General features: G+C 71.3%; 20 protein-coding genes. 10 read left to right on the top strand and 10 right to left on the bottom strand.

The genetic code is table 11. The annotated features are described in order from the left end of the window. Positions 1 to 145: 145 nt before the first annotated feature. From ACWGIG_RS04445 to ACWGIG_RS04425, 5 genes are all read right to left on the bottom strand, one after another. Positions 146 to 820 carry a maleylpyruvate isomerase N-terminal domain-containing protein gene (locus tag ACWGIG_RS04445; protein ID WP_453320005.1) on the bottom strand — a complete coding sequence of 225 codons (675 nt, stop codon included), beginning with the start codon at positions 818 to 820 and terminating at the stop codon, positions 146 to 148. A gap of 112 nt (positions 821 to 932) precedes the next feature. Beyond that, positions 933 to 1,778 carry a TIGR03943 family putative permease subunit gene (locus tag ACWGIG_RS04440; protein ID WP_453320038.1) on the bottom strand — a complete coding sequence of 282 codons (846 nt, stop codon included), beginning with the start codon at positions 1,776 to 1,778 and terminating at the stop codon, positions 933 to 935. Further along, positions 1,775 to 2,791 (bottom strand): permease, encoded by a 1,017-nt coding sequence (locus ACWGIG_RS04435; RefSeq protein ID WP_453320004.1) that lies wholly within the window; start codon positions 2,789 to 2,791, stop codon positions 1,775 to 1,777. Before ACWGIG_RS04435 ends, ACWGIG_RS04440 begins: the two co-directional genes overlap by 4 nt. Before the next feature lie 142 nt (positions 2,792 to 2,933). Further along, complete coding sequence (locus ACWGIG_RS04430) at positions 2,934 to 4,217, bottom strand: NAD(P)/FAD-dependent oxidoreductase (RefSeq protein WP_453320003.1); 1,284 nt, start codon at positions 4,215 to 4,217, stop codon at positions 2,934 to 2,936. A 279-nt stretch (positions 4,218 to 4,496) separates the two neighbouring features. Then, positions 4,497 to 5,555, bottom strand: a complete 1,059-nt coding sequence (locus tag ACWGIG_RS04425; protein WP_453320002.1) for an NAD(P)-dependent alcohol dehydrogenase — start codon at positions 5,553 to 5,555, stop codon at positions 4,497 to 4,499. A gap of 118 nt (positions 5,556 to 5,673) precedes the next feature. On the opposite strand from ACWGIG_RS04425, the gene ACWGIG_RS04420 reads away from it, so the two are divergent. Next, the gene (locus tag ACWGIG_RS04420; RefSeq protein WP_453320001.1) at positions 5,674 to 6,582 is read left to right on the top strand and encodes a helix-turn-helix domain-containing protein; all 909 of its coding nucleotides are present in this window, start codon (positions 5,674 to 5,676) and stop codon (positions 6,580 to 6,582) included. A 142-nt stretch (positions 6,583 to 6,724) separates the two neighbouring features. Here ACWGIG_RS04420 and ACWGIG_RS04415 read toward each other — a convergent pair whose 3' ends face one another. Then, positions 6,725 to 7,936 carry an ATP-grasp domain-containing protein gene (locus ACWGIG_RS04415; RefSeq protein WP_453320000.1) on the bottom strand — a complete coding sequence of 404 codons (1,212 nt, stop codon included), beginning with the start codon at positions 7,934 to 7,936 and terminating at the stop codon, positions 6,725 to 6,727. Between the two features lie 545 nt (positions 7,937 to 8,481). Here ACWGIG_RS04415 and ACWGIG_RS04410 point away from each other — a divergent pair. From ACWGIG_RS04410 to ACWGIG_RS04370, 9 genes are all read left to right on the top strand, one after another. Next, on the top strand, positions 8,482 to 9,786 hold the full coding sequence (locus tag ACWGIG_RS04410; protein ID WP_453319999.1) for a diaminobutyrate--2-oxoglutarate transaminase: 1,305 nt from the start codon (positions 8,482 to 8,484) through the stop codon (positions 9,784 to 9,786). Beyond that, positions 9,767 to 10,720, top strand: coding sequence for a GHMP family kinase ATP-binding protein (locus tag ACWGIG_RS04405; protein ID WP_453319998.1), 954 nt, complete (start codon positions 9,767 to 9,769; stop codon positions 10,718 to 10,720). The genes ACWGIG_RS04410 and ACWGIG_RS04405 overlap by 20 nt, the downstream gene beginning before the upstream one ends. Beyond that, on the top strand, positions 10,713 to 11,774 hold the full coding sequence (locus tag ACWGIG_RS04400) for a pyridoxal-phosphate dependent enzyme (protein ID WP_453319997.1): 1,062 nt from the start codon (positions 10,713 to 10,715) through the stop codon (positions 11,772 to 11,774). The genes ACWGIG_RS04405 and ACWGIG_RS04400 overlap by 8 nt, the downstream gene beginning before the upstream one ends. A gap of 81 nt (positions 11,775 to 11,855) precedes the next feature. Continuing rightward, positions 11,856 to 12,359: a hypothetical protein gene (locus ACWGIG_RS04395; RefSeq protein ID WP_453319996.1), complete on the top strand. Its 504-nt coding sequence runs from the start codon at positions 11,856 to 11,858 to the stop codon at positions 12,357 to 12,359. A 6-nt stretch (positions 12,360 to 12,365) separates the two neighbouring features. Continuing rightward, positions 12,366 to 12,923, top strand: a complete 558-nt coding sequence (locus ACWGIG_RS04390) for a hypothetical protein (protein WP_453319995.1) — start codon at positions 12,366 to 12,368, stop codon at positions 12,921 to 12,923. 8 nt (positions 12,924 to 12,931) lie between these two features. After that, positions 12,932 to 14,083 carry an MAB_1171c family putative transporter gene (locus tag ACWGIG_RS04385; protein WP_453319994.1) on the top strand — a complete coding sequence of 384 codons (1,152 nt, stop codon included), beginning with the start codon at positions 12,932 to 12,934 and terminating at the stop codon, positions 14,081 to 14,083. Positions 14,084 to 14,298: 215 nt separating this feature from the next. Beyond that, a complete protein-coding gene (locus tag ACWGIG_RS04380; RefSeq protein ID WP_453319993.1) occupies positions 14,299 to 15,321 on the top strand; it encodes a LuxR C-terminal-related transcriptional regulator in 1,023 nt (340 codons plus the stop codon). A gap of 52 nt (positions 15,322 to 15,373) precedes the next feature. After that, a complete protein-coding gene (locus ACWGIG_RS04375; RefSeq protein WP_453319992.1) occupies positions 15,374 to 15,970 on the top strand; it encodes a cupin domain-containing protein in 597 nt (198 codons plus the stop codon). Between the two features lie 285 nt (positions 15,971 to 16,255). Next, entirely contained in the window at positions 16,256 to 17,212 is a 957-nt protein-coding gene (locus tag ACWGIG_RS04370) for a DMT family transporter (protein ID WP_453319991.1), read from the top strand. A gap of 84 nt (positions 17,213 to 17,296) precedes the next feature. Here the strand turns inward: ACWGIG_RS04370 and ACWGIG_RS04365 are convergent, their stop codons facing one another. The 4 genes from ACWGIG_RS04365 to ACWGIG_RS04350 all read right to left on the bottom strand — a co-directional run. Beyond that, positions 17,297 to 17,449, bottom strand: a complete 153-nt coding sequence (locus ACWGIG_RS04365; protein ID WP_453319990.1) for a (2Fe-2S)-binding protein — start codon at positions 17,447 to 17,449, stop codon at positions 17,297 to 17,299. A 1-nt stretch (position 17,450) separates the two neighbouring features. After that, entirely contained in the window at positions 17,451 to 19,217 is a 1,767-nt protein-coding gene (locus tag ACWGIG_RS04360) for an AMP-binding protein (protein WP_453319989.1), read from the bottom strand. Between the two features lie 66 nt (positions 19,218 to 19,283). Beyond that, entirely contained in the window at positions 19,284 to 21,281 is a 1,998-nt protein-coding gene (locus ACWGIG_RS04355; protein WP_453319988.1) for an FAD/NAD(P)-binding protein, read from the bottom strand. Positions 21,282 to 21,401: 120 nt separating this feature from the next. Continuing rightward, positions 21,402 to 22,637 (bottom strand): methylaspartate mutase (locus ACWGIG_RS04350; protein WP_453319987.1); only part of this gene is annotated, 1,236 nt, incomplete at its 5' end.

Raw genomic sequence — 22,637 nt, 5'->3', positions numbered from 1 at the left:
ACTTATGCCCGATCTTGGGGCGTATGGGGGCATCGGGACGAGGCGGCACGGGAGTTCCGCGTACCGGCTGCAGGGCGCCCAACGCGCCGTATTTACAAGGGAGTTGGTCTGTCGAAGTGCCGGAAAGGCCGAACCGCGCGGGACGTCACCCGAGGACGATCGGGATCTTCCCCGCCCGCTCGCGCCACGCACCCGACCCACCCAGCGCGGCCGTCTCCGCATCGGTCGGGGCACGCCGTCCGGTGCCGACCAGCAGCGCGTCCGTGTCGGAGAAGGAGGCAGGGAAAGCGGCCCCCGCGATCCTCTCCAGCATGTCCCGCGACCGGGCGAGCCCCTCCGCGAGAGGCGGCGCTGCGTCCCGAAGGTGCGCGACCAGGTCGAGGTGGTGCAGCGTCCACTCCAGGACGTACGCACCGAGATAGTCGCCCGCGGTGAGGACGACGTCACGCGTGCCCACCCGCAGGGCCGGGTCGGCGAGTCCGGCGGCCCGGCCGGCGGCAGACCCGACGTCGTCGAGATGGAACTTCAGGAGCCAGGGCTCCTCGTAGGCGGCAGCCAGCCTGACGGTCAGCGCGTCGAGCGGATCGTCGCCGGTGGGCGGCGCCTCGGCGACCTCCCAGTAGGTCACGGCGTCGCGGGTCGGCTCCGTACCGGCCGGTGTGGCGAGAGTGATCAGGACGTCCTGGGCATCGATGACCAGATGACACACCAGATCCTGCACGAGCCAGCCGGTACAACCGGACGGCTGCGCGAAGTCCTCGTCCGAGAGCTCCGCCACCGCGGCCCGCAATGCCGACCAGGAGCGCGAGAAGAGATCCACACGAGCACGCTAGCGGGGCTCCGGCGCGGCAGACAAGCACACGGCCAAGCAACACTGCCAAGCAACACTGCCAAGCAACACGGCCAAGTGCACGAGGACGCGCGGCGTGACCTCAGAGGCCGGGCGCCCTGTCCATGTAGGGGCTGGCCGGTTCCGGGATCCTCTCGATGGTGGTGACGTCGAGTGCGAGCGAAGCCGAAGTGGTCCCTGGGGTACCGCCCGGGCGCCAGGTGCCGGTCACCTTCACCCAGGAGTCGGCGGGCGGCGCCGGCACACCGTGCACGGGGACGTTCAGGGACAGCGAATCGGCGGCGCAGCAGGAGACCACCAGGCGAGTCAGCTCCCAGGCCCCGGCCGCCTTCTTGTCGTCACACTTGCCGTCGCACTTGCCGGAGTCTGCGGCAGGGGTGACGAAACCCTGGAGGACGAGGGTGCGGCCGGTGAGGTTGCCGCTCTCGTCCTGCTGCAGACGGGCGATGAACTCGGTCAGGGAGAGGGGTACGGGACGGCCTTCGGCAGGCAGCGGGTCGAACCGTTCGTAGTCCGCGACGAGCTGCGGATTGTCGCGGGAGGCCATGTACGAGCCCAGCGCGGGCGGCGCGAGGAGCAGCAGGAGCAGCGCGGGTGGCAGCAGCAGCCAGGCCACCCGCGGGCCCCGGGAGTGGTCGTGCCCGTGGTCGTGCCCGTACGCACCGTCCTGTGAAGCCGGCCCACCATCCGAGGCCTCGGACTCCTCCTCCTCGGCGTGCTCCTCCTCGTCCCCCCGCCCCCTGAGAAGTGGGACGACGTCGCGCACGGTGCCGACCAGACCCAGGCAGGTCAGGACGAGTCCGGTCACGACCAGGAACGGCTGGAGCCCTTCCTTCACGTACCGCAGGCAGATGTCGCTGAACAGCGAGACCCGCAGGAGCGCCGCCCCGGTGAGCAGCAGCAGGAGGGGCTGGACCGCGCGCCTCACAGCAGCCACCAGCCGGTCAGTGCGGTGCACACCACGGCCACGGCAGCGGTCGTGGCGGAGAAGCGCCAGGCGAACGCCCTGCCGAAGGTGCCCGCCTGAAGGGCGATGAGCTTCAGGTCCACCATGGGGCCGACGACCATGAAAGCGAGCCGCGCGGTCGGTGAGAAGCCGGTCAGCGAGGCGGCGAGGAAGGCGTCCGCCTCCGAGCAGACGGCCAGCACGACGGCCAGCCCCGCGAGGAAGAGCACCGAGAGCCAGGGCGAGCCGGAGAAGGTCTCCAGCACCGACTTCGGCACGGCGACGTTGAAGGTGGCCGCGGCCATCGCGCCCAGCACGAGGAAGCCGCCCGCGTGCAGGAAGTCGTGCTGGAAGCCGAGCCGGAACTCCTCCAGACGGCTCTCTCCCTGCTGGTGGCCGGAGTGGCGGGCGGGCATCCGCAGCCACTCCGCACGTCCGAACCGCAGCCAGAGCCAGCCCATCAGGGCGGCGGTGACCAGCGAAGCCACCAGCCGGGCGACGACCATTTCCGGCTGGCCGGGGAAGGCGACGGCGGTGGACGCCAGTACGACGGGGTTGATCGCGGGAGCCGACAGGAGGAAGGCGAACGCGGCGGCCGGGGTCACCCCGCGCCGGATCAGACTCCCGGCGACCGGCACCGAGGCGCACTCGCAGCCCGGCAGCACGACCCCCGCGACGCTCGCCACCGGCACCGCGAGCACGGGATTGCGCGGCAGCGCCCTGCTGAACACGTGCGCGGGTACGAAGGCGTTGACCGCGCCGGAGATCAGCGTGCCCAGGAGCAGGAACGGCATGGCCTGGACGAGGATCGCCACGGTGATCGTCTGCCAGGCGCGGAAGCCGGGACCGGCCAGCAGCTCACCGGCCCCCGCAGCCCAGGCGATGGCAACCACGGTGAGGGTCGAGACGACCGCCGCGACCCGGAAGGACGGCGGGGCGCCCCGGCCGGCCGCCACCCCCGGCGGGACCTCGATCAGACCGTCGGGTGTGTTCACTGGGGCTCCGGGCCTGAAGACGTCGGGGGAGGGCTCACCATATCCGGACAACTGTGCGACTCGGCGCCGCGCGGGGAGGAAGCGGGCCGCGGAGGGTGCCGGCCGCAGGGGTGCCGGCCGCGGGGGGTGCCGGCCGCGCCGGTCACGACCGCGTGCGTGACCTGCGCGCGGAGGGCGCGCCCGCCCCGCGATGTCTGAGGTTGACGGCCGAAGCCCTGGCCAGCACCACGGGGTTCAAGAAGCGCAGCGGTCCGATCAGGCGGGATGCGAACAGGTGCATGTGCCGCGCCGCCGATGCGTCGCGCGCCGCCGCCGAGAACATCAGCCGTTCCAGGGGGTTGAACGGACGGGCCGTGGCGTAGTCGGCGGCCAGGAACTGGTGACCGCGCAGCCGGCGCCCGTGTCTGCGGGCGTACACCGCGAGCGATCTGTCGAGGTCGCCCCGCCCGGTGGCGGCCGGGGCGACCGCGTCCGCCAGCCATTGCGCCGACTGCAGGGCCCACCCGCAGCCCACTCCCCACAGGGGATCGCTGGTCAGGGCGGCGTCGCCGACGAGCGCGAGGCCCGGTGCGGTCGGCCTGCGGCTGTGCAGCGGGTAGTTGAGAGTGCCGGTGATCTTCGTGATGCGCTCGGCGGAGTCGACGGGCGGTGCCTCGGGCAGGGCGCGCAGGAAGGCGAGGAAGCTGCCCTCCAGGTCTTCGCGGAAGGCCGGAAGCCGCTTCTTGTCCGGGAGCACCGCGACGACCGTCACCCCGTCGTCGTTCGGGAACGCGTACGCCATGTCGGGTTCGAGGAACCAGGTGTGACTGGCTCCGTCGGGCAGCGGAAGACCGCGGAAGTGCGCGAGATAGCCGAACCGCGCGTTCTCGTAACTCCGGGACGGCACCCCGGCGAACTTCGCGACGTCCGAGTCCTTGCCGTCGGCGCCGACCACCAGGCGGGCCCGGATCTCGCGCTCGCCCTGAGGCGTCGACGCGCGCACCCCCGAGGTGCGCCCGGCTTCCCGGACCAGCCCGGTCACCCGGTGCCCGAGGAGCAGGTCGACGCCGGGGGTCCGGGCCGCACGGGACCTGATCAACGGATCGAGGGTGCTGCGCCGAATGTTGAACCCGTACGGCAGCTCGGGACCGCCCGGCGCCGCCCTCGGCTCGATCCAGCCCCAGCGGGTGTACCAGCGCGCCTGGTTGCGGACGGCCCCCGCCTTCTCCAGAGCGGGGACGAGGCCGAGCTCGTCCAGCACCGGATAGGCGTTGGCGGTGAGGGAGTGGGTGCAGAGCACCTTGTACGCGTCGGGGTCCGAGTGTCGTTCCAGCAGTGCGACGCGGGCACCGCGTCGCGCGAGCAGGATCGCCGCCGCGCTGCCGGCGAGACCGGCTCCGCCGATGACGACGTCGTAGTCGTATCCCGCGCTCTCAGGCTTGCTCATGCGCTGATTGCTCCCATCGGAGTGTGGTGCCGTACGGGGGTGGTACAGAGCCACTGCTGTCAGGTGCATGAATAGTTTGTCAAGAGTGCGGATCAGGCGAGGTGGGATCAGGCCGCGACGGCTCCCTCCGTACGTCCGGTCGGGGGGCGTTCTCACATCCCGCGTAGGGGCCGGGCAGCCCCGGAAACGGCGACGAGCGGACCCAGCGACTGCTGGATCCGCTCGATGGAGCGTGGTGGAGTCCGTCGCGGTGAACCGTCACCGGCCCCTGCGCCCGTCTCAGATCGTGGACGCGTCGATCACGAAGCGGTAGCGCACGTCGCTGGCCAGGACCCGCTCGTACGCCTCGTTGATCTGACCTGCGTCGATCAGCTCGATCTCCGCGCCCAGGCCGTGCTCGGCGCAGAAGTCCAGCATCTCCTGGGTCTCCTGGATGCCGCCGATGCCGGAGCCCGCGAGGGTCTTGCGGCCCGCGATGACCGAGAAGAGGTTGAGCGAGACCGGCTCCTCCGGAGCGCCGACGTTCACCATGGCGCCGTCCGTCCGCAGCAGGCTCAGGTACTTGTCCAGCGGAAGCGGCGCGGAAACGGTCGAGACGATCAGGTCGAAGCTCGCCCTGAGCTCCTCGAAGGTGGCCTCGTCGCTGGTCGCGTAGTAGTGGTCGGCGCCCAGCTTCAGGCCGTCGTCCTTCTTGCGCAGGGACTGCGACAGCACGGTGACCTCGGCGCCCATCGCGTGCGCGATCTTGACGGCCATGTGGCCGAGACCGCCGAGGCCGACGATCGCGACCTTCTTGCCCGGACCCGCGTTCCAGTGGGCGAGCGGGGAGTACGTGGTGATGCCCGCGCACAGCAGCGGCGCGGCGACGTCCAGGGAGAGGCCGTCGGGGATGCGGACGGTGAAGGCCTCGTCCACGACGATGTGCGTGGAGTAGCCGCCGTAGGTGGGCTCGCCGTTCTTGTCGAGGGCGTTGTACGTGCCGATGTTGCCCTTGACGCAGTACTGCTCAAGACCGGCCCTGCAGTTCTCGCACTCGCGGCAGGAGTCGACCATGCAGCCGACACCGACCCGGTCGCCGACCGCGAACCTGGTGACGGAGGGGCCGACCTCGGTGACGACACCGGCGATCTCGTGGCCCGGAACCATCGGGAAGATGCCCTCGCCCCAGCCGTCGCGCGCCTGGTGGATGTCCGAGTGGCAGATGCCGGAGTACTTGATGTCGATCAGTACGTCGGACTCGCCCACCGGGCGGCGCGGAACGGTGGTCCGCTCCAGGGGGGCCTTGGCGGACGGTGCGGCGTAAGCGGAAACGGTCGTGGTGCTGATCTGTGCGGTCATGCCGTCCACGGTGCCAGCCACGTGGACATCTACCCAGGTCACCGTCCTGCCTACGTCCAGTGGTCCTACTACTGGCGGGGACAGGCTCGTACGCGTACGACCCTGGATACTGGACGGCATGGACGACCGGCCGACAGCTTCCCCCACCCCCGAGCCCCTCGACGGACGCGCCGAGCTCAGTGAGTTCCTGCGCACCCGCAGGGCCCGGCTGCAGCCGGAGGACGTCGGCCTGGCGAGCTTCGGGCGCCACCGGCGGGTGCCGGGTCTGCGCCGTGAGGAGCTCGCCCAGCTCGCGGGAGTCTCCGTCGCGTACTACACCCGCCTGGAACAGGGAAACGGCCGCAACGTCTCGGGCGAGGTCCTGGACGCGATCGCCCGCGCCCTGCGCCTCACGGACGCCGAGCACTCCCACCTGACCCACCTGGCCAAGCCCAAGCAGCACAAGAAGAGGCGCCCCGCCCGCCCCCAGCACGCACGCCCCGCGCTGCACCACCTCATGGACGCGATGGAGGGCGTTCCCGCCTACGTGGTGGGCCGCCGCTCGGACATCCTGGCCTGGAACCGCATGGCCGCCGCGCTCTTCGGCGACTGGGCCGCACTGCCCCCCGAGGAGCGGAACTGGGCGCGCATCTGCTTCCTGCACCCCGGGGCGCGCGAACTGTTCGTGGACTGGGAACAGAAGGCGTCGGACATGGTGAGCTTCCTGCGGATGGACGCGGGCTGCTTCCCGAACGACCCGCTGCTGTCGGCCCTGGTCGGCGAACTCTCCGTGAAGAGCGAGGAGTTCCGCTCCCTGTGGGCCAGGCACGACGTCCGCGAGAAGGGCCACGGCGTCAAACGCCTGCGCCACCCCCTGGTGGGCGACCTGACCCTGTCGTACGAGACCCTGCGCCTGCCCGACGACCACGACCAGTCACTGGTCACGTACCACGCGGAGCCCGACTCGGCGTCGGCCCAGGGACTGCGACTGCTCGCCAGCTGGGGAGCGGACGCGACGCGCGCCGGCGCGGCGGGCACGGGAAACTGACGGCAGCCGTCGGCGACCGGCGGAGGGCACGGGGACCCGTCCCTTCCCGACACCCGCCGCACCGGGCCTTCTCGGTCCCGGCCGGTCCGGGTCGGGCATCGGATCGCCAGGACGGCAGCCGCGACCACGGCGAAGCACGAGGTCAGATCACCAGGGGACGCACGAGCCGCGCCGCGGACGCCGCGTGGTGCATGGCGAGTTCGGCGGTCGGGCCCTCCGCCACCACCGAACCGAGGCTGGCCCGCCAGTCGGTCAGGGAGTCCACGGCTTCGCCGGGAGCCCGGGCCACGGAGAGCCGCGGCGACCCCGGGTGCCCGGCCAGCCTCTCCTCGCCCTCGAAACCGTCGAACACACCCGTGCGTTCGGCCAGGAGATGCACCTCGGCCATCCCGCGCACCACGGTCAAAGGCGCGTCCATCAGCGCGGGGCGCTGCCCGAGCGCCATGTCGAAGAAGGCTTCGCACACATTGATGTCGTACGCGCCGGAGATCAGCTCGGCCACCATGCCGCCGCCCAGCCGGGGATTGATCTCGACGACCTCGTAGCCGTCGTCGGTGATGATGAACTCGGTGTGGGAGATGCCCCGGTACCCGATGCGGTCGAGGACCGCGCGGACCCAGGCGGTCAGTTCCGCGGCCTGCGGTGCGGGGAAGGCGATGGGGAAGGCCTCGCCCTCCTCACGGAAGTGCGGAAGAGGGGACAGGATCCGGCTGGTGATGCCGAGCACCCGGGTCTCGCCGTCCCAGCTCAGGGTCTCGGCGCTGTACAGCGGACCGGAGAAGTACGGCTCGGCGGTGAGCACCCCGCCGCGCAGCCTGCCGGTACGGGCGGCGTCGAGGATCCCCGGCACGTCGTGCGCGTCGTGCGCGATCCACACGCCCTCGCTGCCGGTGCCCGACGAGTCCTTCAGTACGGCGGGGTAGGTGAGGGAGTCGGCGACGGCCGCCGCGTCGGCTGCGAACGGATCGACGGTCACCTGGGACGCGCGCGACAGCCCCAGGCCGTGGAGCCGCCGACGCAGTGCGGCCTTGTCCCGCACCAGGCGCACGGCATCGGAGGGCTGGGCCGGCAGGCCGAGCCGGTCGGCCACCTCCAGCGAGACGAGGCTGCACGTGTCCGTGGTGCTGATGAGTCCGGCCAGCCCCTCGATCGCCTCCAGCTCCTTCACCACGATCCTGGCGTCCGAGGTGTCCACTTCGTGCACGACCAGGACGTCCATGTCGCACCGGCTCAGCTCGAAGGCGTACTCGGAGCGGTCGGCGGTCAGAAGGTGAAGGGTCAGACCTCGCCGGGCGGCAGCCGCGACCGCCTTGTCCAGGCCGTAGGTGAGCCATTCGAGAGCTGCGACGTGCATGCCGGATTTCTCCGTTCGTCAACTGCGGACCAGGGGGGATGTGCGTCGAGTATGGCCAGGTGGCGGCGGGGGCCTCCAGGGCCCGCCGGGATCATCAAGTTGCAACGCAGGAAGCTGAGGGACACCTTCCGATCTCCGTCCCGGGCGGCACCGACGCATTTTCCGGAACATCGATCTGCTGATGAATGCCCAGTACAGCGCCGTACTCGTGGGCCATACGGAACCTCAGGGAGATGGCCCAGGGCGGGCCATGTCGTTGACAGCCCACCGCGCAGGTGTTTTCGTGGCGGCCTGCTGGCGCGCCGTTGCCGAGGCGACGGCGCCCCCGAGCCTCTGTCCGCGTCTGCCGGACGTGCGTTCGCGTGCAGGTGAACCGCCTTCTCGACGTACTCCTGCTGTGGCGACCGGGCCGTGCCCCGTGCCGCAGGAACACCCCGCCCCGCGACCGCGCCGCCGCCCGCCACCCGGCCGGGCGGACCGGCTGTGCCGTGACGCGCCCGTCCGCGGCGGTCCCACTCTGATCCACCCGGCCGAAGGAGCACCGCATGCGCACCCCGCTGCCACCCCCGACCGTCCGTGAGGAGGCCTCCCGCCACCGGCTGGAGTCCGAGGTGCGGAGCTACTCCCGCAAATTCCCCGCCGTCTTCGTGAAGGGCCGCGGATCCTTCCTCCAGGACGAGGAGGGCCGCGAGTACCTCGACTTCTTCTGCGGCTCGGGAGCGCTCAACTACGGCCACAACCCCCCGGCCCTGAAGGACCGTCTGCTCCGCCACATCGAGTCGGACGGCCTGACCCACGGCCTCGACCTCTACACCGCGCCCAAGCGGGAATTCCTCGACGCGCTGCACGACACGGTCCTCGGCCCCCGGGGCCTGGACCACAAGGTGCAGTTCTGCGGTCCCACGGGCACCAACGCCGTCGAAGCGGCGCTCAAACTGGCCCGCAAGGCGACCGGCCGGCGCGGCGTCGTCTCGTTCTACGGAGGCTTCCACGGCGTCTCCGCCGGCTCCCTCGCCGTCACCGGCGACCTCGCAGCCCGCACGGGGCTCGGCTCCGACGCCCACAGCACCACCTTCGTGCCCTACCCGGAGGGGCCGACCGGCCCCTTCGACCCGCTGGCCCTCCTGGAGAGAATGGTCGCCGACACCTCCAGCGGCACTCCGCTGCCGGCCGCGGTCATCCTCGAAACGGTCCAGTCCGACGGCGGGATCTACTGCGCACCGCCCGGATTCCTGCGCGCACTAAGGGAGTTCACCCGCCGGCACGGGATCGTCCTCATCGTCGACGACATCTTCGCCGGCTGTGGCCGCACCGGAGACTTCTTCAGCTTCGAGCAGGCGGGCATCGTCCCCGACCTGATCACCCTGTCGAAGTCCATCAGCGGGTACGGGCTTCCCATGTCCCTGGTACTGATCTCGCCGGAGCTGGACGTCTGGGCACCCGGCGAGCACAGCGGCACCTTCCGCGGACACCAACTGGCCTTCGTCACCGCGGCAGCGGCCCTGAGCTACTGGAACGAGCCCGGATTCCTCGCCCTGCTGAAGGAGAACGCCGCGGCTCTGCAGCACTTCGCCACGCGGGTCGCCGCCGCGCACGGGCTGTCCGTGCGCGGCCGGGGTCTGGTCGTCGGCATCGACACGGCCGACCCCGACCGGGCCCGGCGCATCCAGGAACTGTGCTTCCGGGACAGCCTGGTACTGGAGCGCTGCGGCCGGGCCGACGAAGTGCTGCGGGTCCTGCCGCCGCTCACCATCCGTCCCGAGGACCTCGCCCGCGGGTTCGACATCCTGCTCTGCGCACTGGCCGCGACCACCCCGGAAGGGGCCGGTCATGCTGCGGACGCCCACTGAGCCGCGCACCGCGTCACCCCGGCGGGCCACGCGCCCGGAAACCCTGGCCGGCTCCCCGTCCGCCGTCCACAGCGGCATCAGCCGAGGCACCCTCGGCGAGCTCTACCAGGGCCCGCACTGGGAGGACGGCGTCCCGCACATCTCGATCGTCTCGCTGCCCGTGGACAAGTTCAGCTGGTGCCACTTCACCGCCGACCCGGAAGCCACCGGATTCGACGATTCGGCCCTGCACGGCCGGCCCAAGACCGCCCGCGCCGTGGAGCTGCTGCTGGACCGGTTCGGCCTCACCATGCCACCGGGCCGCATGACCTTCCACAGCGAACTGCCCACGGGCAAGGGCATGGCCAGCTCCACGGCGGACATCGTCGCCACGCTGCGCTGCCTCTTCCGGGTGTTCGGCCTGCCGCACGAGCAGGACACGATCACCGGCATCCTGCGCCGGATCGAGCGCGCCGACAGCGTGTTCCTCGACGAGTTCGCCCTGTACCTCAGCGCCTCGCAGCGGGTGGTCCGGCCGCTCGGTGCGCAGGTGGGGCTGTACGCCTGCTACCTCACCGAAGAGGGGACGGTGGACACCGAGGCCGCGGGCCCCGCGCTGCTCGCCCACTACACGCGCCACCGGGGCGCCTACGACGACTGCGTGCAGGACCTGGTGACGTCCTTCGCCCGCGCCGACGCGGTCGCGGTCGCCGCCGCCGCCACCCGCAGCGCCGCCCTGTCGCAGGGCGTCGTCCCGAAGGAGACCTTCGACGCACTGTTCGCCCGGCGCATCCGGTTCCGGGCCGACGGGCTCTTCGTCGCGCACACCGGAACCGTTATCGGCTACCTCTTCCGGCAGCGCCCCGACCCGTACGTCCTCGCCGACCTGTCCGCGTACTTCCTCGGCCTGGGCCACCAGTGCCACTTCTCCCAAGTGGGGTGGGGACATGTTTGATCACATCGCCGACGCCGTGAAGCTGCCGGCCCTCGTCCGGATCACCGACAACCTCGTGGTCGCCAGATTCGAGACGATGAAGGTCTACTCGGCGCTCGCGGCCGTCGGGCACCTGCTCGACACCGGCCGGGTGCGCCCCGGCGACACCCTGATGGACAGCTCCAGCGGTACGTACGCGTATGCGCTCGCACTCGCCTGCCACAAGTACGGCATGAAGTGCCGCGTCGTCTGCTCCACCAAGGTCGACCCGTCCGTGGTGGTCCAGTTGGAACTGCTGGGGGTCCACGTGGACCAGGTGGCCATCCCGCCAGGCCCGCTGGTGGACAAGATGGACCTTGAGGTGCGTCTCGCCCGGGTGCACGAGGTGCTCGCCGAACGGGACGACGTGCACTGGATGCAGCAGTACCACGAGGACTACCACTACCTCGGCTACCGGGCCTGCGCGGCCCACATCGACCGGGAGTTCGGCGACGTGCCCCTCACGCTGGTGGGCGGTGTCGGCTCCGGCGCCTCGACCGGTGCCCTGACGACCTATCTGCGCGAGTCGCGTCCCGACACCGAACTCGTGGGGGTGCAGCCCTTCGAGAGCGTCACCTTCGGCAGCGAACCCGTCGAGGACCCCGTGGCGAGCATCTCCGGCATCGGCAGCCCGGTGCCGTTCCGCAACGTGCGCCACTCGCTGTACGACCGCATCCACTGGATCGCGCACGAGCAGGCCGTCTCCGCCACCGTGCGGCTCTACCGCGACCACGGCATCTTCGGCGGCATGTCCTCCGGTTGCGCCCACCTCGCGGCCTCCTGGGAGGCGCGTTTCCGCACCGGCCGCCAGTACCTCTTCATCGCGGCCGACACCGGGCACCGCTACATGGACACCGTGTACCGCAAGCATCGTACGGCCGTGTCCGTGGACGGACTCGAACCCAAGACCATCGGAGACCTCGGTGACCTCGCCCTGCCCTGGTCGGTCATGGACTGGGACCGGCGCCCGGCCACGGCGCCCCCGGGAAGCGGCAGTTGGCCCGAAGCGACCGAACGCGTGGGCGGACGAAGTTAGGCTGAGTGAGGTGGGACGCGTTCATGCTGGCGGAGGGGCGGCGGCGGGACGCCCATTCGACAGGAAGGAACACAGACGCGCATGAGCAGTTCCCCGGCCAGAGGATCGGGCTCGCCCGTCGAGCGGAAGATCGACCAGCGGCTCACGACGCTGATCGGCACCCTCTACCCCGACGAACGAAAACGCCCCGGTTACGTGAAGCTCGCCCTGGAGATCACGCAGACCACCGGGCGGGCCATCTCGGGAACCTACCTCTGGGAGCTCGCCACCGGAAAGAAGTCCAACGTGAGCCTCGATCATCTGGAGGCGCTCGCGGAGTTCTTCGGCGTACCGGTGGACTACTTCGTCAACGACACCGTGGCCACCCGGGTCAACGCCCAGCTGGCACTGGCCTCCGCCCTCGGTGACACACAGGTGCGAAACCTCGCACTGCGGGCGAACGGGCTGTCCACCGCCAGTCTCGACGCACTGATCGCGATGGTCGACGAAGTGCGCCGGCTCCAGGATCTCACCGGGGTCGGCGGGCAGCCGGCCGGTGGGGAGGACGAGCCGCCGGGGCCCGGTCCCGCCGGTCCGAGACGCTGACCACGCATGGGACGGGGGGAGAGAATCACGAGGGCACACCGTAGGCCGGCCAGGTACGTCAAGCTCCGCCGGCGTTGCGAAGAGCTGCTGGAGCAGCTCGACCCGCCGGACCCGTTCTCGCTCGAACTCCTCTGCCGGGCGCTGGAGACGAGTCGGGGCCGCGCCCTGCACCTCCATCCGCTGCCGCTGCAGGCGGCCACGGCGGGCGCCTGCGGTCTGTGGCTGGCCACCGGGGACTCGGACCACATCTTCTTCGAGCAGCAGACGACCCGCTCCCACCAGGAGCACATCGTCCTGCACGCGATCGGGCACATGCTGTTCGACCACCACTCCCTGGAGGCGGACGAGTTCGGCGGGTTCGCCGCCGCGCTGCTTCCCGACCTGAGTCTGAAACTGGTGGAACGCCTGCTGGGCCGCACCGACTACACGACGCGGGAGGAGCAGGAGGCCGAGATGTTCGCCGGTGTGCTGCGTACCTGGCAGAAGGGGCCGGACGCGGCGACGGCCGAGGGCCTGGACCCGCTGGAGGCGGCGCTGGGCCTCGGAACACCGCACGAGCGTTGAGCATGAGCATGAGCGTCGGGTGGGAGGAACTCGGCAGGCGCCTGGAGATCGTCTCGGTGGTGGTCCTGTGGGTCGCCGTGCTGCTGAGGATGCCCGCGTCGGTGCGGGTACGCAGCCAACGCGGACTGTGGGTGGCGGTGGCGGCAGCCGCCGCGGCGATGACGCTCAGCCTGGCGGCCGGGTGGCTCGTCCGGCACAAGGGCGTCTCGTACGACGTCGGCCTGCTGGCGAACCTCAGCGGAATGGTCTCGGCGAGTGCGGTGCTGGACTTCGCCGTCACCGCGACCGGCCGCGGGAAGCGCTACCGCAGGCCCCTGTACCTCGTGGCGGGAGCCGCGATCCTGGCCCTGGCCGTCGTGGACCGCCTCGCGCCGCCCCACGCCCAGCACACCGTTGGCCGGGCGGGAGACTCCCATCCCGGGACGGCGTACTGGTGGATCCTGGTCGGCGCCCACCTGGCGGCCGACGTCGTGTGCGTGTGGGTGTGCCGTCGCTGCCGCCGCCGCAGTGAGAACCCCGTGGTGAGGACGACGCTGCGGCTGTTCGGCCTCGGCACCGTCTTCTCGGGGGTGTACTGGGCGGGCCAGGGGATCCGGCTGGTGTGGCCGGCCGAGGGGGTGGTGGTGCTGCTCCCCTTCTGCATGTTCCTGCACGCGCTGCTGCGCGCGTCGGCCCTCATGATTCCGATCGTTTCCGTGGTGCGGCGGGCGGCCTGCCGGGTGGTGACGATCCGGCGGCTGTGGCCGCTCTGGTACGACCTCACCTCGCTCGTGCCGCACGTCGTGCTGGACCCACGCCGGTCCTGGGCTGCCGAACTCCTGCGTCCACGGGGGCCCTTGTCGCTGCTCCAGTACCGCAAGGTGATCGAGATACGGGACGCCCTGCTCGTCGTACAGAACTTCTGCCATCCGTCGGCCTCCGAGGAGGCCGGCGCGTACCTGCGGACCGTTTCGCCGCCGCCCGTCAGCCACGACGCGGCGGTGCTGGCGTGCGTACTCCACCAGGGCCGCAAGGCGATGCTGAGTCGGCGGCCGACACAGACGGCGCTGGTGGCGGGCGACTTCCGCACCGACGACCTCGACGAGGAGACGGCGTTCCTGGTGCAGGTCGCCGTGGCCTATTCCACGCCATCCGTGAGGGATTTCGACGTCACGAGGTAAGCCGTCCGCCATGATGGACGGGAGGCGGCTTTCTGCGGTCCCCCCGTCCGCCACAGTTGACGAGTCGACAAGTGCGTGCGATATTAAGCACGATCGAACGTTATAAGTAACACCCCGTGAGCCCGTTCTGGCAAGACGCGGGCGAGCCCTTTCTCCGGGTGCCGCGCGAACGGCCGGTGCGCGGCGACTTTGTTGGACGCACTGAAGGGGGCGAGATGCAGGAACGTCTCAAGAGCCGGTATCCCGATCTGTTAAGGGAGACCGAGGATCTGGAGGAGCTCTACCGACTTGCACTCCGGTGCCAAGTCCTCTGTTACTCCCAGGCCGCAGGGGAACTCGGCTGGGACGACGTGCGCATGAACCGGGTCGTACAACTGCTGGTGGACGGGCAGCTGTTGCGCTCGCTCGCCGACGACCACAGCGTGCTGGTGCCCGTCGCCCCGCGCACCGCCGCCTCCCGCAGGCTGGCACCGCTGCACTCGCAGATCGCCCACATGGAGCGTCAGTCCGAGCAGATCCAGGCCGAACTGGCGGTCTTCCAGGAGGTGCACGAGCGGACCCTGCGGGAGGTCTGCCCGGTGGAACCGTTCCAGACCGTCATCGGGGCGGAGGCCATCGCGGCGGAGATCGCGGCGGCCGCGGAGAAGTGCGAGTCCGAGATGCTGGTGGCCCGCCCGGGCGGTGGCCGCGGCGCCGGCGACGCCACGCAGAACGTGTGGGAACCGCCCGAGTCCGCGCTCGGAAGGCAGGTCAGGGGGCGGACGCTGTACCAGCACTCCACCCGCTTCGACGGGCCGACGAGAAAAAGGGTGGAGCGCATCTGCGGAGCCGGGGGCGAGGTGCGGACCATCGGCGACTCCTTCGAGCGGATGATCATTTTCGACCGGGAGCTGGCATTCATCCCGGTGGACGGAAATCGCGACGTGGCCCTGGCCATACGGCAGCCGGGCGTCGTCGTCTTCCTGCTCGGGGTGTTCGAGGGTGCGTGGCTGCATGCCAGGCCGTTCGAGAGCCAGAACCGGGCGGCGGACGTCAGCGAGCTGGTCTCCAGCGTGCGGATGTCGATCATCCAGTTGCTCGCGGAGGGGGAGACCGACGAGGCGATCGCCCGCCGCGTCGGTCTGAGCGTACGGACCTGCCGCACCCATGTGGCCAAGATCTACCAGGAGTTGGGTGCGCGCAGCCGCTGCCAGCTGGGAGTCCTCCTTGCCCAGTCGGGCCTCCTGGAAGCCGTGTGAGGCGAAGCCCGGCCGCGCAGGGCGGCCTGGCGGCGGTCCTAGGATGTGGGACATGACAGAGTCGGCCTCTTCCACACCTGCCACCGCCCCGCGGGACCCGGAACTGGGTTTCCCGCCACCGGGTGAGGTGCTGCACCGGCTGCGCACCCACAAGGGGATGTCGCTGCGCCAGGTAGCGGCCGAATGCGGCCTCTCGGTGTCCTTCCTGGCCGCGCTGGAGCGGGGGGAGACGGACATCGCGCTGGAACGGCTCGGACGCCTGGCCAAGGTGTTCGACCATGACGTCGGCTCCTTCCTCGGCTTCTCCCGCGGCCGGGCCACTCCCTCGCTGTACCCCCGGGAGGAGCAGGAGGTCCTGGACCGGGCGCCGGGCGTCGTCTACCGGGTACTGCGCTCCCCGGAGCTGGGCTACCAGGTGGTCACCGGCGACTTCGCGCCGCACAGCGGCCTGGCCGAGGACCTCCAGCACGAAGGTTCCGACCTCATCATGGTCACCAGGGGCGCCCTGGTGGCCCGTTACAACGGGCAGGACCACGTGCTGGGTGCGGGGGACTGCGTCCAGTGGTCGGCGGGCCATCCGCACAGCTTCCGCAACGACACGGGCGAGCCTGCCCAGTTGGTCGGCGTGCTGTTCTCCAGCCTCTACTGACCGCACTCGTGCCGGACTGAACTGCCGCCCCTCCTGCTCCCCCCGATCCTCCTGCCCCTGCCTGCGACCGCGCAGGGCGGGGCGGTGGGTTCCGAAGCCCCACGGACAAGTGTCCGTGGGGCTTTTCGCCGTGCGCGCACGGCCGTGGGTGACCCGGCGTCCGCCCGTGATCGCCCAGGACCGGAGGGGATCGGACAGGGCTGGATGAAGGGCTTCCCTCTCTCGCCATGAGCGATATTCTGCTCTAGAGTGCGTTTTATTGCACACGAGGGGAGAGTGTCAGCGGTGATCAGTCCGAACCCGCGCATCGAGAATCCCAAGCCGCCCCAGGCCCCCGGCGGTACGAGTGCCGCGGCCGGAACGGCCCGTCGGCCCAAGGCGGGGAAGGCCCGCCTGGTGGCACCCACGGCGCTGGTGGTGGTCTGGAGCTCCGGATTCATCAGCGGCTCGCTGGGGCTGCGGCACGCCGCTCCCTACACCTTCGCCACCCTGCGTTTCGCCCTCGCCGGCCTCGTCCTCCTGGCCGTCGCCGGGCTCCGCCGCAAGACCTTTCCCCGGGGCCGGGAACTGTGGCACCTGGCCGTCGCGGGCACGCTCGTCCAGGCCGTCCAGTTCTCCAGCATCTACATGGGAATGGACCTCGGAGTGCCTTCGGGGCTCGCGGCCCTGGTCATCGCGCTCTACCCGCTGACGGCGTCCCTGCTGGCCGTGCCGATGCTGCGCGAACGCGTCTCGGCGGGGCAGTGCGCGGGACTGGTGCTGGGGCTGGGCGGTGTGGCCCTGGCGGTCTCCGACGGCATCCAGCTCTCCGGCGGTTACCTGCTGGGGCTGGGCTTCCTCGCCCTGGGACTCCTCGGCATCTCGGTCGGCACCGTCTACCAGAAGCGCTTCTGCGGCCAGGTGGACCCGGTCGGGGGGAACGCGGTCCAGCTGCTGGCCGCCGCCGCGGTGACCCTGGTGCCGGCCCTGCTGCACGAGGGCTGGGAGGTGGAGTTCACGGCCGGCTACTGGCCCGTGCTGCTGTGGAGCGCCCTGATCAACTCGATCGTCGGCGTGGGCCTGCTCTACCACCTGCTGCAGCGCAACGGGACGAGCCAGGTCAGCAGCCTGTTCTACCTGGTGCCGATGTGCACCGCCGGGCTCGCCGCGGTTCTGCTGGGACAGCCGTTGGGGCTGTCCACCCTCGGAGGACTCGCCCTGGCCACGGCCGGCGCGTTCCTGGCCCATCGTGTCCGGCGCTGAACGGCAGGGAGCCGGGCCCCCGGCCCGGCTCCCCCACCACTTCTACGGCGCCCCGCCCGCCCGTTTCCGGGCCGGGACGCGCGGTCAGTTCCGCGCGGTCGGCGCCGCCGGCTCCGTACGGCATGCGTCGATCAGGTCCTCGACGTCGTACGCGCAGTCACCGCAGCCGGTGGCCGCCTCGGTGGCCGCACGGACCCCCGACAGGTCGTGCGCACCGTGCCGCACCGCCTCGATCACCTCATGCTCCGTGACCTGTGCGCACAGGCACAGCAGGGGACTCGGCCGTGCCGTCCGCTCGTCCATCCGGATCTCCTTCCTCGTCCCAGGTGTGCGGCAGCCGGTGGACCGTCCCCGTCGCCACGGCGCGATCCCGCAGCTCCGCCCGGCGGATCTTGCCGGAGGGTGTCAGGGGCAGCCGGTCGACGAACTCCAGGACACGCACCCACTTCTCGCGCGGCAGCTCTTCGGCCATGCGGCGGAATATCGCCTCCGCGGCGGCGGCGCCTTCGCCGTGCTCCGGAGCGGTCACCACGAACGCCTTCGGCTCCCACAGGCCCACGGGATGAGGGGCGGGCACCACGGCCGCGTCCGCGACCACCGGACTGCGCAGCAGCGCCTGTTCGAGCTCCAGCGGCGAGATCCGCTGGTCGAACGACTTGAACATGTCGTCCGTACGACTGAGGTAGCCGTAACTGCCGTCCTGGTGACGCACCACCAGATCGCCCGTGTGGTACAGGCCGTTCTCGAAGGCCCGGGCCGTGCGCTCCGGGTCGCCCGAGTACCCGGTCATCATGCCGACCGGGGGCGGCGACAGGCGCACGCACAGCTCGCCGGGCGTGCTGTCGGGCACCTCCTCGCCCGTCTCCGGGTCGATCAGCACCAGGTCGTACCCGGGCAGGGCCCAGCCCATCCGTCCCGGAACGGGTTCCCGCCCCGGGGGGTTGGCGATCTGGGCGGTCGTTTCGGTCTGGCCGAAACCATCCCGGACGGGCATGCCCCAGGCCTGCCGTACGGCGTGCAGGAGCGTCGGTTCCAGGGACTCGCCGACGGCGACGGCCTCCCGCAACCCCGCGGGACGTTCCCCCAGACCGCGGCGGACCATGCCGCGCCACACCGTGGGCGGCGCGCAGAGCGTGGTGATCTCCCGGGTGCGCAGCGCCTCCAGGACCGTGGCGGGACCGGGTCGCGGCTCGGCCAGGGCCACCACCGTGGCCTCGGCGTTCCACGGCACGAAGAACGAACTCCAGGCGTGCTTGGCCCAGCCCGGCGCGGAGACGTTCAGATGGAAGTCGCCCGGACGCACGCCGTTCCCGTACATGCCGGAGAGGTGGCCGACCGGATAGCTGAGATGGGTGTGGGTCACCATCTTGGGCCGGGAGGTCGTCCCCGAGGTGAAGTAGCAGAACAGCGGGTCGTCGGCAGCCGACCCTCCCTGCGGTACGAACTCGGCCGCAGCCGCGTGGGAGTCGTCGTAGGGCACCCAGCCGGGCCTTCGCGGGCCCACCGCGATGCGGGTCCAGTCGCCGGGAATGCCTGCCAGACGGTCCACCAGTTCGGAGGCCGCCACCACGTGCCGCACCCCCGCCCGTGCGATGCGGTCGGCGAGCTCGCCCGGCGTCGTGGTCGTGTACGTCGGCACGATCACCGCGCCGAGCTTGATCGCGGCGAGCATCGTCTCCCACAGCTCGACCCGGTTGTCGAGGAGGAGCAGCAGCGGTTCGGCGCGGCGCACCCCCAACCCGGTGAGCCAGGAGGCGACTTGGTCGGAGCGCCGGGCCATCGTGTCGAAGGAGAAGTCCGTGTCGCCGCCGGGCCCCAGGACCCGCAGGGCGGGCCGTGCGTTGTCCCGGGCCACCACGTCGAACCAGTCCAGTGCCCAGTTGAAGCGCTCCGGCCGGGGCCAGCGGAACAGCCGGCGTGCCGCGTCGAGGTCGTCCCGGTGGGTCAGCAGAACGTCGCGCGCCTCCCGGAACGCGCGGGTGGCTTCGGATTCTGGATGTGCCATGGAGTGTCACCTTTCGTGCTGCATGCGGTACGGAGGGCGGTCTGCGGACGGTGCGCGGGCCCCTCCTTAACGGACTGCGGAGGCGTCGTGGCCGACGAGGACCGCCCACTCCTCGGGGGTCCGGCGCGAGGCCTGCTCCCTGCGGTCCGCGTCGAGCGGGGCGAGGACCTCGCGCGCCACGGTGTCGGCGACCTTCAGGAAGTCGGTGGCCACGCCGGGGCGCCCGTTGCCGATCTGGGTGAACCACCGCACGTGTTCCGTCGGAATGCCGAGCGCGAACAGCCCCGGGTGGGGGCGGCCCCCGGAGTCGCGGACCTGGAAGGTCCCCCGGACGATGTCCAGGCCGCCGGTGGCGAACCGGGTGCCGGAGGCGGCATCGGTGCTGACGAACTCGCGGATCAGCTCGTCCCGGAACATCTGACGGGTCAGCGGTGCGCTGTCCCGCGGCAGGGCCGGAGCCGGGATGCGCGCGTCGATCAGCACGTCGGCGGTCCGGAGGGAGCCCCGGACCTGGGGGGAGTGCACGGTGAACCGGCCTGCCTGCGCGGAGGTGCCGAACCTCGTGTCCGGACCCACGATCTCCACCACCCCGGCCTCCATGAGCGCGATCAGCTGCTCGGTGCGGACCATGGGAGGGCCCGCCGACAGCAGGGCGTTGACCGGTCCGTACCTGCCGAGGAACGCGTCACGGTGGGAGTCGGGCAGCAGCCCGCCGTAGTCGACGGCCGACCGGACGATGCCGCGCAGGTCGCGCAGGGTGTCCAGGGCGGCCTTCAGCGGACCGTCGAGCGTGCCGAGCGCCGCCTCCTGGAGGTCGTCGCGCATCACCGCGCACAACCGCTCCTGCCACTGGGCACGGCCCGCGAAGGTCTCTCCCTTGAAGGGCCGGGCGAGCGCCCACAGGTCCAGCTCCGGAGCGTCCTGGAGGCCGGCCTCCTTGAGCAGTACGGAGGTGTCCTCGCCGGCGTCCAGCTTCGCCGCGTGCGCGAGGGCGAACCGCCCGGCCTCCTCGGCGCCTGCCAGGGCCCGCACCCGGGTGGTCCAGTAGACGTGCTCGACCTCCTTGAGCAGCAGCGGCAGGAGGTCCTCGTCGAAGTCGAGCCGCGCGCTGCCGGTCACGGCCCTCCGGCGGGCACGGGCCGCGTCGACCGCCTTCGGGGTGAGGAACCGGGCGGGGTGGACATGACCGGGCGCCTTCTGGTTGCGTCCGCGCGCCGGGATGGGCAGCCCGCTGCGCGAACCGGCCACCACCCGGGGCTCGCGCCCTCCGCACACGTACTCCAGCCGTCCCTCGGCGTCGCGGACGAACGCACCGCCCCGGCCCACGGTCAGCGACAGCAGCACGTCGTAGAAGGAGAGACCCAGTCCGCGGACGGCCACGGTGGTTCCGGGCGCCACGGCGCCTTCGAGATCCATGTCGGCGGCCGAGTCGCCGCCGACGTAACGGACCCCCGGGTGCTCCTCGGCGAACCGGAGCATGGACCGGTCGAAGTCGTCGGGCTCGTTGCGGGGGTGCCCGGTGGCCAGCACGACCCGCTCTGCCGTGATCCCGCGCCCGTCGTCCAGGGTGAGCGAATAGCCGCCCGCGGGACCGGGCCGCACCGCGTCCACCCGGGCGCGCACCGGTATCAGCCGTACGTGAGCGGGCAGTTCGTCGGTGATCGTGCGGTAGACGAACCGCAGGTAGCGACCGTAGTCACGGCGCGAGGCGAAGTCGTCGGGGCCGAGCGCGGGGCCGTCCGCCGTCGTGGGTGCGCAGTCGTCCAGCCACTCGCCGAGCGAGGGGCCCGCGCCCGGACGGGCCCGGCCGCCGTCGGGCCCGCCGGAGAACATCGTGACCTGCCCGATGACGGTATTCATCGTGTACCAGTCGTCCTGGTCGGTCCGCCAGACCCGTCCGGCGCCGACCTCCACGGCGTCGACGGCGTAGATGCGGACGGGGCGGGGGGAAGGGCCGGGATCGCTCAGCAGTACGGCGAGCCGTTCCAGCACGGACAGGCCGCGGGGGCCCGTGCCGATGACGGCGACGGTGTATTCGTCCTGCGGGGGTGTGGGGAGGTTCACTGCGGTTCTCCTTGTGTCACGAATGCTGCGGCGCGTGCCGCACGGATCGGTGAGGGGAAGGGACAGGGGCAGCAGGGGGAGCACACGGCGGCGGCACGGCACGGGGGCCCTGCCGCACCGTCAGGCCCAGGCGAGGGCGGCACAGTCGAACGTCGACCGGACGTGGGAGAGCATGCCGAGGAAGTCGTCCGCCCCGAGCCGGCGGCTGTGCGCGGCGGGCCGGGCCCGGATCGGCATGGATCCCACCGAGAGCCAGGCCAGCCGTCCGTCGCCGTCGATGTAGCTGCGGGAGCGCTGGGCGTTGTCGGCGTGCAGGCAGTACGGAACGTCCAGCCAGCCGCGCGCGAAGGCTTCGACGAGGGCGGCGCCCACGTCCCGGTGGAGGCCGAGGACCGCTTCCACCAGCGTGCGGGCCTCCTCGTACACCCCGTCGTCGACCGCCGGTTCCCTCGGCCCGGCATCCGTGTCCGCCGCGGCACGTGCCGCCTCCTTCAGGGCCCGGACGTTGTCCTCCACGGTGGGGATGCGGTGGGCCTCCGCCGGCGTCTTGACGATGAGGCGCTCGACTCCGGTACGGGCGGCGAGCGACGCGCTGTGACGCAGCAGGGCCAGGGCGCCCCCCTCGGTCCGGGGGAAGACGCCCATGTAGGTGTAGAGGACGAGGTGCCAGCTGGAGCGGGTCAGCTTCTCCCCGCAGAGCCTGCGCAGCGCGGCGATCGCCGCCACGTCCTGCCCGAAGTCGGTCTGCTGCGCGTAGCTGAGGGAGATGTCGCGCAGCCCGTGCTGCTCGAAGAACATTCCTTCCAGGACGGCCACCGCCACCAGCAGGCCCGGCGGGCAGAGCTGGCCGAGCAAGCAGCCGCCGAAGCTCTCCAGATGCGCGTGCGGCGAGCGTTCGGCCAGCAGTTCGCAGCAGCGGGCCCACGCGTCCACCGACTGTGCCAGTGGCGTACGGCTGTAGGGCAGGCAGTAGGAGACGGGTCCGCCCTCGGTGGCGTCGAGCCCGGAGTCGAGGAGTGTGCGGAAGATGTCCAGCGGCAGCGGCGAGCCGTGCCGGACCTGCACCGCGAACTGGCCGCCGCCGAGGCCCTCGGTCAACTTCCTTGCGGCAGAAGGGCCTTGGGCGACGAGGGGGTAGCCGTTGAGGTTCTCGCCGTTGTCGAGCGCGCGGCGTGCGGAGGCGTGGTCACCGACCCGGGTGTAGCTGTCCAGGGTGATGGTCCCCACCGTGCGGACGGGCACGTCCCGCACCGCTTCCAGCCCGCGCCGCATGGCCGGGCCGGTGGGAAAGCCCATCCGGGGCTGGACGACCAGCTCGCGTCGGGACCTGGCCGCGGCGACCGCCGCACCGAACGG

This window comes from Streptomyces sp. NPDC054863 (assembly GCF_053610825.1).
This window is presented reverse-complemented; position numbering and strand designations above follow the sequence as displayed.